This window comes from Leucobacter holotrichiae (assembly GCF_055791005.1).
The window spans coordinates 1-13,243 of record NZ_JBVUAC010000010.1; the positions used below are offsets into that span (position 1 = coordinate 1).

Annotated in this window: 12 protein-coding genes and 2 tRNA genes; 5 read left to right on the plus strand and 9 right to left on the minus strand. The window is 63.2% G+C overall.

What is annotated here, in order from left to right; genetic code table 11:
* Positions 1-71: 71 nt before the first annotated feature.
* From AC0KXF_RS12350 to dnaA, 9 genes are all read right to left on the minus strand, one after another.
* Positions 72-144, minus strand: a tRNA-Ala gene (locus AC0KXF_RS12350).
* Positions 145-173: 29 nt separating this feature from the next.
* Positions 174-247 (minus strand) — tRNA-Ile (locus tag AC0KXF_RS12355).
* 95 nt (positions 248-342) lie between these two features.
* Positions 343-750, minus strand: a complete 408-nt coding sequence (locus tag AC0KXF_RS12360) for a DUF3566 domain-containing protein (RefSeq protein ID WP_223042713.1) — start codon at positions 748-750, stop codon at positions 343-345.
* Entirely contained in the window at positions 743-3,250 is a 2,508-nt protein-coding gene (gene gyrA, locus AC0KXF_RS12365) for a DNA gyrase subunit A (RefSeq protein ID WP_473109565.1), read from the minus strand. Before gyrA ends, AC0KXF_RS12360 begins: the two co-directional genes overlap by 8 nt.
* A 61-nt stretch (positions 3,251-3,311) precedes the next feature.
* A complete protein-coding gene (gene gyrB, locus AC0KXF_RS12370; protein ID WP_473109480.1) occupies positions 3,312-5,309 on the minus strand; it encodes a DNA topoisomerase (ATP-hydrolyzing) subunit B in 1,998 nt (665 codons plus the stop codon).
* A gap of 509 nt (positions 5,310-5,818) precedes the next feature.
* On the minus strand, positions 5,819-6,310 hold the full coding sequence (locus AC0KXF_RS12375) for a DciA family protein (protein ID WP_473109481.1): 492 nt from the start codon (positions 6,308-6,310) through the stop codon (positions 5,819-5,821).
* Entirely contained in the window at positions 6,310-7,476 is a 1,167-nt protein-coding gene (recF, locus tag AC0KXF_RS12380; protein WP_473109482.1) for a DNA replication/repair protein RecF, read from the minus strand. Before recF ends, AC0KXF_RS12375 begins: the two co-directional genes overlap by 1 nt.
* A 12-nt stretch (positions 7,477-7,488) precedes the next feature.
* Positions 7,489-8,631, minus strand: coding sequence for a DNA polymerase III subunit beta (dnaN, locus tag AC0KXF_RS12385; RefSeq protein WP_223042710.1), 1,143 nt, complete (start codon positions 8,629-8,631; stop codon positions 7,489-7,491).
* A 429-nt stretch (positions 8,632-9,060) separates the two neighbouring features.
* Positions 9,061-10,539: a chromosomal replication initiator protein DnaA gene (dnaA, locus tag AC0KXF_RS12390; RefSeq protein WP_473109566.1), complete on the minus strand. Its 1,479-nt coding sequence runs from the start codon at positions 10,537-10,539 to the stop codon at positions 9,061-9,063.
* Between the two features lie 328 nt (positions 10,540-10,867).
* Between dnaA and rpmH the strand changes: the two genes are divergently transcribed.
* The 5 genes from rpmH to AC0KXF_RS12415 are packed head-to-tail and all read left to right on the plus strand — an operon-like array spanning position 10,868 to position 13,157.
* Positions 10,868-11,005: a 50S ribosomal protein L34 gene (gene rpmH, locus AC0KXF_RS12395; protein WP_187554654.1), complete on the plus strand. Its 138-nt coding sequence runs from the start codon at positions 10,868-10,870 to the stop codon at positions 11,003-11,005.
* A 23-nt stretch (positions 11,006-11,028) separates the two neighbouring features.
* A complete protein-coding gene (gene rnpA / locus AC0KXF_RS12400; RefSeq protein WP_223042708.1) occupies positions 11,029-11,388 on the plus strand; it encodes a ribonuclease P protein component in 360 nt (119 codons plus the stop codon).
* A 41-nt stretch (positions 11,389-11,429) separates the two neighbouring features.
* On the plus strand, positions 11,430-11,693 hold the full coding sequence (yidD, locus tag AC0KXF_RS12405) for a membrane protein insertion efficiency factor YidD (RefSeq protein ID WP_223042707.1): 264 nt from the start codon (positions 11,430-11,432) through the stop codon (positions 11,691-11,693).
* Between the two features lie 5 nt (positions 11,694-11,698).
* Positions 11,699-12,646, plus strand: coding sequence for a membrane protein insertase YidC (yidC, locus tag AC0KXF_RS12410; RefSeq protein ID WP_223042706.1), 948 nt, complete (start codon positions 11,699-11,701; stop codon positions 12,644-12,646).
* A gap of 7 nt (positions 12,647-12,653) precedes the next feature.
* Entirely contained in the window at positions 12,654-13,157 is a 504-nt protein-coding gene (locus AC0KXF_RS12415; RefSeq protein WP_223042705.1) for a Jag family protein, read from the plus strand.
* Positions 13,158-13,243: the final 86 nt, after the last annotated feature.

Sequence of the window (13,243 nt, forward strand, 5' to 3'; positions counted from 1 at the left end):
GTCCCAGGCACACAACGAAAGAACCTTGCCCCGCGATCATGTGGGGCAAGGCTCGAACGTTCAACTTTACGTGGATCCTGGGAGAATCGAACTCCCGACATCCTGCTTGCAAAGCAGGCGCTCTACCAACTGAGCTAAGGACCCGCAGAACAACTCCCGAGGAAGTCATTCGGTGGGGCTACCAGGACTTGAACCTGGGACCTCTTCATTATCAGTGAAGCGCTCTAACCGCCTGAGCTATAGCCCCTTGACCAAGAAACAACATTATCCGATACCGGCCGAAATCAAAAATCGAGTTCGGATACCGGGCGAGTTGCCCTGGTCGCGCTGGGAAAGCGCCGCTCAGTTACTGGTGAAGCCCAGCTGGAACCCGCCCAGCACACGCACCAGCAGGTTGTAGATGAGCGAGCCGATAGCGCCGAGGGCCGTGCCCACGATCGTGTTGAGAATACCCACCACGACCGAGAAACCGAGCACCTGCGGGAAGCCGATGAACTTCATCAGGCTGTTGTCCTCGCCGACGATGTCCATGAAGAGGGCGTCGACCTCGGAGAACACTCCGGTCTGAATGAGCACGGTGTAGATGAGGATCGCAGAGATCACGCTCACGATCCCCACGCAGAGCGAGATGAGGAACGAGAACTTCACCGCCGACCAGAAGTCGATGTAGACCAGCTTCAGGCGAACCTGCTTCGCCGGGGCCTTCTTGCGGGTCTTCTTTGCCAGCTTGTCGGCGACAGTGTTACTCATTCACGTCTTCCTTGTTCTCAGCGTTCTCGGTGCCCAGGGACTCGGACTCTTCGTCGTCGAGCCCGCGCTCCGTGTTTCGCGCGATGCCAATGATACGGTCCTGCTCTGGGAATCGCGCAAACACGACCCCCATGGTGTTGCGGCCCTTCGCGGGAACCTCGGCGACCGCCGACCTCACGACCTTGCCGCTCGCGAGCACCGCGAGCACCTCGTCAGCCTCGTCCACGATGAGCGCGCCGACCAGATCACCGCGGTTCTCGTCGAGCTTCGCCACCTTGATGCCGTAGCCCCCGCGATTCTGCACCCGGTACTCACCGGAGGCGGTGCGTTTCGCGTACCCGCCCTCCGTGACCACGAACACGTACCCCTCGGTGCCGTCGAGCCGAGACGCGGACAGCAGCGAGTCGCCCTCGCGGAAGTTCATGCCGCGCACACCGCTCGTCGAGCGCCCCATCGGCCGGAGTGCCTGATCAGAGGCGGTGAATCGAACCGACATGCCCTGCTTCGATACGAGCAGCACGTCGTCGCTCGACTCAGCGATCAGCGCCGATACGAGTTCGTCGCCCTCGCGCAGCTTGATGGCGATGATGCCGCCCGTGCGGTTGGTGTCGTACTCGCCCAACGCCGTCTTCTTGACGAGCCCGTCGCGGGTGGCGAGCACCAGGAACCAGCCCTCGGTGAAATCGCGGACATCGAGGATCTGCGTGACCGTCTCATCGGGGGCCAGCGCCAGCAGGTTCGCGAGGTGCTGACCCTTGGAGTCGCGACCGCCCTCGGGCACTTCGTAGGTCTTCGCGCGGTACACGCGGCCGGTGTTCGTGAAGAACAGCAGCCAATGGTGCGTGGTGGTCACGAAGAAGTGCTCGATGATGTCGTCGGCGCGCAGCTGAGCGCCCCGCACGCCCTTACCGCCGCGGTGCTGCGAACGGTAGTTGTCGATGCGGGTGCGCTTGACGTATCCCCCGCGCGTCACGGTGACCACCATCTCCTCCTCGGGGATGAGGTCTTCCATCGACATGTCGCCGTCGAAGCCGTGCAGGATCGTCGTGCGCCGTTCGTCGCCGTACTTGTTCACGAGCTCGGTGAGTTCGGACACGACGATGCCGCGCTGCTCGGATGGCGAGGCCAGAATGCCCTGGTATTCCGCGATCTGCTGTTCGAGCTTGGCCGCGAGATCGAGGATCTTCTGACGCTCAAGGGCCGCGAGGCGGCGCAGCTGCAGGCCGAGGATCGCGTCCGCCTGGATCTGATCCACCGACAGCAGATCCATCAGGCCCTCGCGAGCCTCCTCCACGGTCGGCGAACGACGGATCAGAGCAATGACCTCGTCGAGGGCGTCCAGTGCCTTGAGGTAACCGCGCTGGATGTGGGCCTCGGCCTCCGCCTTCTTCAGGCGGAACTCGGTGCGGCGAACGATCACCTCGACCTGGTGCTTGGCCCAGGCGGTGATGAAGCCGTCGAGCGAGAGCGTGCGAGGCACCCCGTCGACGATCGCGAGCATGTTCGCGCCGAAATTCTCCTGCAACTGGGTGTGCTTGTACAGGTTGTTCAGCACGACCTTCGCGATGGCATCGCGCTTGAGCACGACAACCAGACGCTGACCGGTGCGGCCACTGGTCTCATCACGGATATCCGCGATGCCCTGGACCTTGTTCTCCTTGACCAGGTCTGCGATCTTCACCGCGAGATTGTCGGGGTTGACCTGATACGGCAGCTCGGTGACGACGAGGCAGGTGCGCCCCTGGATCTCCTCGATGTTGACCACGGCTCGCATGGTGATCGATCCGCGGCCGGTGCGGTAGGCCTCGCGGATCCCCTTGGATCCGAGGATCTGCGCCCCGGTCGGGAAATCCGGGCCGTGCACGCGCTCCATGAGCGCCTCGAGCAGCTCGTCGCGGCTGGCCTCGGGGTTCTCCAGATGCCAGATGGCCGCCTCGGCCACCTCCCGCAGGTTGTGCGGGGGGATGTTCGTCGCCATACCCACGGCGATGCCGACGGAGCCGTTGACGAGCAGGTTCGGGAACCGGCTGGTGAGCACGGTCGGTTCCTGGGTGCGGCCGTCGTAGTTGTCCTGGAAGTCGACGGTGTCTTCATCGATGTCGCGCACCATCTCCATGGCGAGCGGCGACATCTTCGTCTCGGTGTAACGGTGAGCGGCGGCACCGTCGTTGCCCGGCGATCCGAAGTTTCCCTGACCGAGTGCGAGCGGGTAGCGCATCGCCCAGGGCTGCACGAGGCGCACGAGCGAGTCGTAGACCGCGCCATCGCCGTGCGGGTGGAACTGACCCATCACGTCGCCGATGACTCGAGTGCACTTCGAGAACGACTTGTCAGGACGGTAGCCGCCGTCGTACATCGTGTAGATGACGCGGCGATGCACCGGCTTCAGGCCGTCGCGCACGTCGGGAAGGGCGCGGCCGACGATCACGCTCATCGCGTAGTCGAGGTACGACCGCTGCATCTCGAGCTGCAGGTCGACCTGGTCGATCCGACCGTGCACGGCCTGCTCCTGAGTCTGCTCCTCGGCCGTCTCGTCGGCCTCGGTCTCCGGGGTGTTGTTCTCAGATGTCAAGGAAACGCACGTCCTTCGCGTTCTGCTGGATGAAACTGCGGCGAGCATCGACGTCCTCGCCCATCAGGGTGGCGAAGATCTCGTCGGCGGCCGCGGCGTCCTCCATGGTGACCTGCAGGAGGGTGCGGGACTCCGGGTTCATCGTCGTCTCCCACAGCTCTTCGTGATTCATCTCGCCGAGGCCCTTGTACCGCTGCACACCGCTCTCCTTCACCAGGCGGCGGCCGTTCTCGGCCCCCGCCTTGAGGCGCTGGTCGCGCTCGGCATCGCTGTACACGTACTCGTGATCGGCATTCGCCCACTTGATGCGGTACAGCGGCGGCTGTGCGAGGTACACGTAGCCGAGATCGATCAGCGGTCGCATGTAGCGGAAGAGCAGGGTGAGCAGCAGCGTGGTGATGTGCTGCCCGTCGACGTCGGCGTCGGCCATGAGCACGATCTTGTGATATCGCGCTTTCTCGGGATCGAACTCCTCACCGATACCGGCACCGAACGCGGTGATCATGGCCTGCACCTCGGCATTGCCGAGCGCACGATCCAGACGGGCCTTTTCGACGTTGAGGATCTTGCCGCGGAGGGGCAGGATCGCCTGAGTGTGCGGATTGCGGCCGGTCTTGGCTGATCCGCCCGCGGAATCGCCCTCCACGATGAAGATCTCCGAGACGCTCGGGTCCTTGCTCGTGCAGTCGGAGAGCTTGCCCGGCATGCCGCCCGACTCGAGCAGGCCCTTACGACGCGCGGTCTCCCGGGCCTTTCGAGCCGCGAGGCGCGCGGTCGCGGCCTGGATCGCCTTGCGAATGATGTCCTTCGCGCTTCCGGGGTTGCGCTCGAACCAGTCGCCGAGCTGGTCCCCCACGACCTTCTGCACGAACGCCTTCGCCTCCGTGTTGCCCAGCTTGGTCTTCGTCTGCCCCTCGAACTGCGGCTCGCCGAGCTTCACCGAGACGACGGCGGTGAGGCCCTCGCGCACGTCATCTCCGGAGAGATTGTCGTCCTTCTCGCGAAGAATGTTCTTCTCCCGGGCGTAGCGGTTCACGAGCGTGGTGAGCGCAGCGCGGAAACCCTCCTCGTGGGTACCGCCCTCGTGAGTATTGATCGTGTTCGCGTAGGTGTGAACGCTCTCCGTGTAGGCGGTGGTCCACTGCATCGCGACCTCTACCGCGATCTTGCGTTCCGTGTCCTCGGACTCGAACGAGATGATCTGCTCGTTCACCACCTCGGCGCGCTTGGTCGAGTTCAGGTGCTGAACGTAATCCTCGATCCCTTTTTCATAGAGGAACTCGTCGTGCTGCGGAGCGGGGACGACCAACTCGCCCTCCGCGTTCTCGACCGGCTCCTGAGGACGAAGATCGGTGAGAGTGATCTTCAGACCCTTGTTCAGGAAGGCCATCTGCTGAAAACGGGTGCGCAGGGTCTGGTAGTCGAACTCGACGGTCTCGAAGATCTCCGCACTGGGCCAGAAGGTGATCGTCGTCCCGGTAGCCTCGCTCGGCTCCCCCTGTGTGAGCGGAGCGTCGGGGACGCTGCCGGTGAACGACATGTTCCACGTGAAACCTTGGCGCTTGACCTCGACCTCGAAGCGACGTGAAAGCGCGTTGACGACCGAGGACCCCACACCGTGCAGACCACCGGACACGGCGTATCCTCCGCCGCCGAACTTGCCGCCGGCGTGCAGCACGGTCAGCACCACCTCGACCGTCGACTTCGACGGGTCTGAGGAGTGAGGATCGACCGGGATCCCGCGCCCATTGTCGACGACACGAACCCCTCCGTCTTCGAGGATCGTCACCTCGATGGTGTCGCAGTAGCCGGCGAGCGCCTCGTCGACCGAGTTATCGACGATCTCATAGACGAGGTGGTGCAGACCACGAGGGCCAGTGGAACCGATGTACATACCAGGACGCTTGCGTACCGCCTCGAGGCCCTCGAGCACCTGGATTGCTCCGGCGCCGTAGTCTTCCTCGGACGCAGCCTGTTCTGAACTCATACCTTGAATGATCCTTTTCCGGCCCTCTCGGCGCGTTTTTGCGCCCGGGACACTTCCGCGCACCAGCCTATCAAGCGCAGGCCGAGAAAAGCCCCACGACGGGCCGGAGCGAGGTATTTCCGGAGGAGGATCGACCCCGCCTGAAATTGTGCCGGTGAAGAACCTGTCCGCATCGCTTCCGCAACCCCGCGATTCTACTCGTTCTCTGGCCTTGAGGTACTGGCTTCCCCAGGCTGTCCACGGCCGGGTTCTCATCATCCTGCGCGATGAAATCAGTACCGGGATTCGCAGCGACGCAGTGGCGTCGCCGAGGAATACCCGTGCGCGCTTCACGTCCGCTTCAAAGCATGCCGCGTGCAGAATGAGGATGATGTGGAACGCGCGGCTCGCCCTCGCTCATGCAGGCTGTGGAATGCTCGCACTGCCGGAATTCCAGACGGCTCGGACCCGATCCAGCTCGCGATGCCCCCAGAGAACCCCAGTTCAGAACACGAATCAGAACGATCAGGCTATCCGTAGGTATCGCGTGGACCACGTCCCTTGACGGTGCGAGGACCGTGTCGCCAGCTCGGTGCCCCAGGAGCGAGAAAGCGAAGATCCCGCACCTCAGCGTCCGGGTAATCCTTCAACAACCGCGTGAGCATTTCCGCACGCAGTCGCCGCAGTTCGGTGGCCCAGGTGGTCGAGTCGCACTGCACCTGCAGCACACCGTTACTGATTCCGACGACGGTCGTGTGCTCTGCTGTCGCCTCCCCGGCGAACTCCGGCCACTCTTCGAGTAAACGCGCTTGCTCCAGCTCGACGCTCCACCCCATATCGTTCGCCATGACGGTGAGCACCTCGCCAAGTGCACGGGGATCTCGGCCATAACCGAAGGGTCTGCCGCCGGGGGCGTCGCTCTCCTGATTCCTCCGACCGCGTCGGCGTACCGGCGCTCCCCGCCACACCGACTTTGCTCGAAGATACATCTCGGTGGCGAAGCTGGTGTCGGAAGAAGTCATCACGAGCCGTCCTCCTCCAAGATCCTGCCCGCCTCGATACGAACACGATGCCAGGGTACGCCGTTCGGTACGTCCTCCTCAACGGCGGCCGTGACAATCACCTGCTCGAAGTCGCTCACAGCCGTCATGAGTCGCTCCCTCCGGCGCGCATCGAGTTCAGCGAAGACATCATCGAGGATGATGACAGGATCGCCGGCCGGTGATTCAGCCCGAAGGACGGAGGCGAGCGCCATCTTCAGCGAGAGCGCGAACGACCATGACTCACCGTGGCTCGCATACCCCTTCACCGGAAGCCCGTTCAGAGTGAGCACGAGATCGTCGCGATGCGGACCGACGAGCGTCACACCTCGCTCGAGCTCCCGCGATCGCACCGACCTCAGTGCCGCTCGAAACTCCTCTGTTAGCGTTTCACGTGAAACGTCGGCCAAGTCGGCAACAGACTGGGTTTCACGTGAAACGTCAGAGAGCGCAGCGTTCACAGACTCGCTGAGAGCCAGCTCCGGTCCGTGATCCTGATCCACCAGAACTCGATACCCGTCACGTAGCGGCACCCTCAGGTCCCGAACAAGCTCACGCCTCGCAAGAATGATCTGTGTTCCGTACTCGACCAGCTGCTCATCCCAAATGCCGAGCGTGGCCTCGATTGCAGATCCACTCCCCCGTCGAGCCGACTTGAGGAGCGACGTACGCTGGCGCACCACCCGTTCGTAGTCGCTGAGGGCTCCTGCCGCGACGGGATGTCGTGAAACGAGAGCATCATCGAGAAACCGGCGCCGTCCTGATGGCTCTCCACGAACGATTCCAAGGTCCTCCGGCATAAAAGACACCGCCGCGAACCATCTCGTCACCTCGCGTGGACGAACCGAGTTGCGATTCACCTGCGCTCGGTTCGGCCGATCCCGATTCAATTGCAGCTCGAGCAGCACGTCTCGCTCAGCTGCTTCGACACGCAGCCTGGCGATGGCGGAATCAGCGCCCGATCTGATCAGCGGAGCATCACCCGACGCTCGATGCGATCTCAGGATCGCGAAGTACGCGATCGCCTCGACCAGATTCGTCTTCCCTTGACCGTTGCGCCCGACGAGAAGATTCGGTCCGGCAGCCAGTTCGAGTTCGGCCGTGACATAGTTGCGGAAGTCCCCGAGTGAGAGATGCGCGACCCGCATCGCTCTCCTCCCCTACCGAAGCAGCAGGTTCGGCTGGAGCAGGTAGCGGAAGCTCTCCTCGTCGGCGTCGTCCTTGCTCCGCTGGCTCGTGATGAGCACCGGACCCGGCTTACCCGGGTTATCCGTGCGCGTGAACGCGATGCGCGCGAACTCCGAGTGGGTGGAGCGCAGTCCGTCGAGCAGGAACTGCGGCTTCAGCGAGACCACCATCTCGTCACCGACGAGGTGCGCGTCGACCGTCTCGACGGCCTGGGCCGACTCGGTGCCCGCGGCCTCGAGCGTCACCGTTCCCTCGGCGAACGAGAAGCGCAGCGCAGCTTCGCGCTCGAGCACGAGGCCGACACGGCCGACTGCCTCGACCAGCTCGGCGGTGTTGATCACCGAGTAGTTATCGACCGAGGTCGGGAAAAGCCGGCCTACCGGAGGATAGTTTCCCTTGATCAGCAGCGAGGTGACGGTCTTCGAGCCGCCGGTGAAGGCGATCAGCTCGCGCTCATCGTCCTTGATGATCGAGACCTGCACCTGACCGTCGCCGGAAAAGGTCTTGCCGACCTCGGTCACGATCTTGGACGGCACCAGCGCGCTGAGATCGCTCTGGCCGCTCTGGTTCTCCCAGTCGATGCTGCGAGTTGCGACACGATAACGGTCGGTCGCCGTGAGCGTGAGGGAGTTCTCACTGACCTCGAACTGCACACCCGTGATGACCGGGGTGACATCGTCCTTCGAAGCGGCGAGCGAAACCTGGGCGATTGCGTCCGAGAAGAGATCCGCCGGAACCGACCCTGAGACCGAATCGATCTGGGGCACCTGCGGGTACTCTTCCACGGGCATCGCCGGCAGGCGGAACGAGGCCGAACCGCAGCGAACCTCGACACGACTCTCGACCAGGGAGAGCTCCACGTCGGCGTGGGGAAGCCGCTGTGCGATCTCGCTGAGCAGCTTGCCGGAGACGAGCGCGCGTCCGGGCTCGGAGATGTCGGCGGTGACGCTCGTGCGAGCTGACACCTCGTAGTCGAATGAGGAAACCGTCAGGCTGTCGCCCTCGGCCTCGATGAGAGCACCGCTCAGCAGAGGCTGCGTGGGACGCTGCGGAAGCAGCTTCACTGCGAACGACACGGCGTCGCTGAAAACGTCGCGGTTGACGGTGAATCGCATCTGGTTTCCCTCCCACGCGCACGAGTGTGCGTGAATCTCATCGGTTCACAATCTTTGCACACTCGGAGGGCACTGGCATCCGAACGTGTCGTTCGGTCTGCTCGAAGACAGACTCGAGAGGAGCGGTCGGCGTGATCGAGTGCCCGTTAACAAGAATTGAGGTGTTAACAGTGTTAACGGCTGTGGATAATGTGGATAACTCGCGACATCCCAATACTCCGTAGCGAACTACAACTCTGTGAGTTGTTGGCGAATGTGGAATGAGTGGGGATCCGCAGAATGATGCGGATTTCTTGTGATCCTCCTGTTTCCACAGGCGATCCGTTCTCCTCCACAGATTTAGGCGACTTCTCCCCATCTATTCACAGGGCGGTGGATAACTGTGGATAAATCCGCTCGCCTCGACGGCGGGCGAAGGCTCCGGAAACGTCAGCGCGATCCCTGCTTGATGCGGGTCGTGAGTTCCGTCACCTGGTTGTAGATCGAACGTCGCTCGGCGATGAGCTGCGAGATCTTCTTGTGGGCGTACATGACGGTCGTGTGATCCCGTCCCCCGAACAGCTGACCGATCTTCGGGAGCGAGAGCGGGGTCAGCTCGCGGCAGAGGTACATGGCGATCTGACGCGCCGTGGCGATCTGCTGCGCGCGAGTCGGACCGTAAAGGTCGTCGACCGACAGGTCGAAGTACTCCGCGGTGCGACTGATGATGTCCGACGGCTGCACCTCGTTGTCGGCGTCGAGAGTGATCAGATCCTTCAGCACCGTGTGCACCAACTGCATGTCGATCGGCTGCTGGTTGAGGCTCGCGTAGGCGGTGACCCGGATCAGGGTGCCCTCGAGCTCGCGGATATTCGAGGAGAACTTGCTCGCGATGAACTCGAGGATGCTGTGGTCGATCTCGAGGCCCTCGCGCTGCGCCTTCTTCCGAAGAATGGCGATGCGGGTCTCGAGATCCGGAGCCTGGATGTCGGTGAGCAGCCCCCACTCGAAACGGGAGAGCATTCGCTCCTCGAACCCGCGCAACTGCTTCGGCTGCACGTCGCTCGTGATGACAACCTGCTTGTTGTGGTCGTGCAGTGTGTTGAAGGTGTGGAAGAACGCCTCCTGCGTCTCGACCTTGTCCTCGAGGAACTGGATGTCGTCCACCAGCAGGATGTCGACACTGCGGTACCGGGCGTGGAACGCGGCTCCCTGGTTGTTAGCGATCGAGTTGATGAAGTCGTTGGTGAAGTCTTCCGAACTGACGTAGCGCACGCGCACGTCGGGGAAGAGCTCGCGCGCGTAGTGCCCGATGGCGTGCAGGAGGTGGGTTTTGCCGAGACCCGAGTCCCCGTAGATGAACAGCGGGTTGTAGGCGCGGGCCGGCGCTTCGGCTACGGCGACGGCCGCGGCGTGCGCGAAGCGATTCGACTGTCCAATCACGAAGCTGTCGAAGCCGTACTTCTCATTCAGACGGCTGTCGACCTGTTCCTCGATGCCGTGCCGCCGACGGGGCTCGGCTACCGGGCGCGTGCTGTCGTGGCGAGTGGGCGCGGTCGACTGCAGCGCCGGATCCGTGTCGCCGACGTGGAAGGAGGATTGGGCGGGGGCACCCTGTGCATGTGACGGCTCGGGTTCGGGATCGAGCGAGGGGTGGGCGTCCTCATCGACGATCACGACGAAGTTCTCGATCTCACGGGCTTCGGGGATGCCCGCGATCGCGTTCATGATGGCCGGTCGGAGACGGTTCTCGAGTAGCTTCAGCGTGAACTCGAGCTGGACGGCCAGGTAGAGCGTTCCCGCCGCAATGCCGCGCGGAACGGCGAGTGCGAGCTGGGCCCCCACGGCCGGGCCGACCGAGGGATCGCTCATGACGGCCTGGGTGACTCTGCCCCAGGCCTCTTGCAGTTCGTCGTCTGTCACGCGGATACTCGGTTCGGTCTCGTAGCTGAAATCTGAGAGATGTTATGCCCAGCTTTATCCACAGCTTGCACGGCGTGGAAGCCCGAGAATACTGGAGAGTTCGAGACCGGACGAACACCTGCGCCCACGTTAGTCACAGTTTTGTCCACAGGCAAGTCTGAAACTCCGAGCGGCACGACCGGGAGCACGACAAGAATCCGCTTTGACTGCACGGGAAATTCGGCGTAAAGTTACTACCTTGTATGGGCGGCAGCCGACTGCAACCCTGCCCAATTCCGACTTCCTCGTCGCCCAAGAGCTTCGGGGATCTGTTCCATAAGTCACGGAGTCTTTCATGAGCAAGCGTACGTTCCAGCCCAATAACCGCCGCCGCGCCAAGGTGCACGGCTTCCGCGCTCGCATGCGCACGCGTGCCGGTCGCGCCATCGTCGCGGCTCGTCGCGGCAAGGGCCGCGCGAAGCTCACCGCGTAGTCGTCCCTGTTCCCTGGCCGATCGTGCCTGCCAAACGGCATCGCGTCACCCGGGGTGAGGATTACCGGTTCGCCGTACGAACCGGCCGCCGCGTGGGTGGTGCGTATTGCATCACCCACGCGGTTTTGCGTTCACCCGGAGAACCCGCGCGGTTCGGCTTCATCATCTCGAAGGCCGTGGGCAATGCGGTGACGCGCAACCTCGTGCGTCGCCGTATGAAGACGGTGGTCGAGCGCAGGCTCAGGAGCGGCATCGTCGGCGTGGACGTCGTGTTCCGAGCGCTGCCCGCATCGGCCTCCGCACCCTTCGGCGAGCTGGAGCGGGAGATGAATCGGGCGCTGGATCGCGTCGAACGCGAGGTGCTCGACGGGAGGGATCCGTGAGGCACGCGGCGTACGAGATCTGGTTCCTGCCGAGGAACCTGATGATCGCGTTCATGCTCGCCTACCGCCGGATCATCTCTCCGCTGTACGGCCAGGTGTGCAGGTATTACCCATCGTGTTCCAGGTACGCTGTGGATGCGTATCAACTGCGCGGATTCCTCGCCGGGTCGTTTCTGACGATCTGGCGTTTGCTGCGCTGCAATCCGTTCAGCCCCGGCGGTGTCGATGATGTTGCACCAGGGCGGCGCCAGAACTTCCTGATCAATCATCGCGGCTTCGTCCGCCCCATCGAGCGAAAGGCCTGATCCCGGTGGACTTCTTCGAAACGATACTCTGGCCGCTGCGCTGGCTCGTCGAGCTCGTGCTGTGGGCCTGGCACTGGCTCTTCACCGCGCTCGGCATGGATCCGGCCTCGGGTGTCACCTGGGTGCTGTCGATCATCGGCCTCGTGGTGGTGGTGCGTTCCGCGCTAATCCCGGTGATGGTGCGTCAGATCAAGTCGCAGCGCCGCATGATGGAGATCGCGCCGCAGCTGAAGAAGGTCCAGGACAAGTACCGAGGCAAGAAGGATCAGTTCTCGCGCGAGGCGATGAGCCGCGAGACGATGGCGCTGTACAAGCAGCACGGCACGAACCCGTTCGCGTCGTGCCTGCCGATCCTCATCCAGATGCCGATCTTCTTCTCGCTCTTCTACGTGCTCCGTCACGCTGCCGAGAACAAGACCGGTATCGGGTTCATGACCCGCGAGCTGACCGAGAGCTTCAATGCCGCCTCCATCTTCGGGGCGCCGCTCAAGATGACCTTCACGCAGGGCTGGGAGAGCGGCAACTGGATGGTCGTGGTGCTGCTCGGCAGCATCATGGTGCTGATGATCGCGTCGCAGTTCTTCACGCAGCTGCAGATCATGTCGAAGAACGTCTCCGACGAGACGAAGAACTCTCCGATGTACCGGCAGCAGAAGATCCTGCTCTACATCATCCCCTTCGCCTTCCTCTTCTCGGGTGTGGCGTTCCCGCTCGCACTGAACATCTACTGGTTCTCGTCGAACCTGTGGACGATGGGGCAGCAGTTCATCGTCATCCGCAACATGCCGACGCCCGGCAGCGACGCCTGGCGCGCGCGCCAGGCCCGACTCAAGGCCAAGGGTAAGCTGACCGACGAGGAATCGAGGGCGCTCGAGGTCGCAGAGCAGCCGAAGCCGCGCGGCCAGCGTCAGCAGCCCGTCAGCGCGAAGCGCGCCAAGAAGAAGAACAAGTGAGGTCACGGTGAGCACAGACGAGGCGGCAGTGGAGCGCACGCGCGAGGATCCCACTCTCGAGGAGCTGGAGGAGGATGGTGATCTCGCGGCCGACTACCTCGAGGGCCTGCTTGACATCGCTGATCTCGATGGTGACATCGATATCGACGTGGCGAACGGGCGTGCGTATGTCTCCGTGAACGGAGGCGGCACGGATCTCGACCGGCTGGCCACCGCGGACGCCGTGCAGGCGCTGCAGGACCTCACCCGGCTCGCAGTCCAGGCGAAGACCGGCCGCTTCTCGCGTCTGATCATCGATGTCGGCGGATCGCGTGACGCGCGGGCAACCGAACTCAAGAGGATGGTCGATGCCGCGGTCGCCCAGATCACGGCCGGTCGCGAGCAGGTCGAACTCGAGCCGATGTCTTCGTACGAGCGCAAGTTGGTGCATGACGATGTCGCCGAGCGAGGCTACTTCTCGGAGTCGCGAGGCGAAGGCCGGGATCGCCGACTCGTCATCAGCAAGCGCTGACCGCCAGCAGCGCGTTTCACGTGAAACGCGCTGCGTCGGCACTTCCGATTCGGGCTTGCACCCGTCATTTTCACGCGAACGAGAGG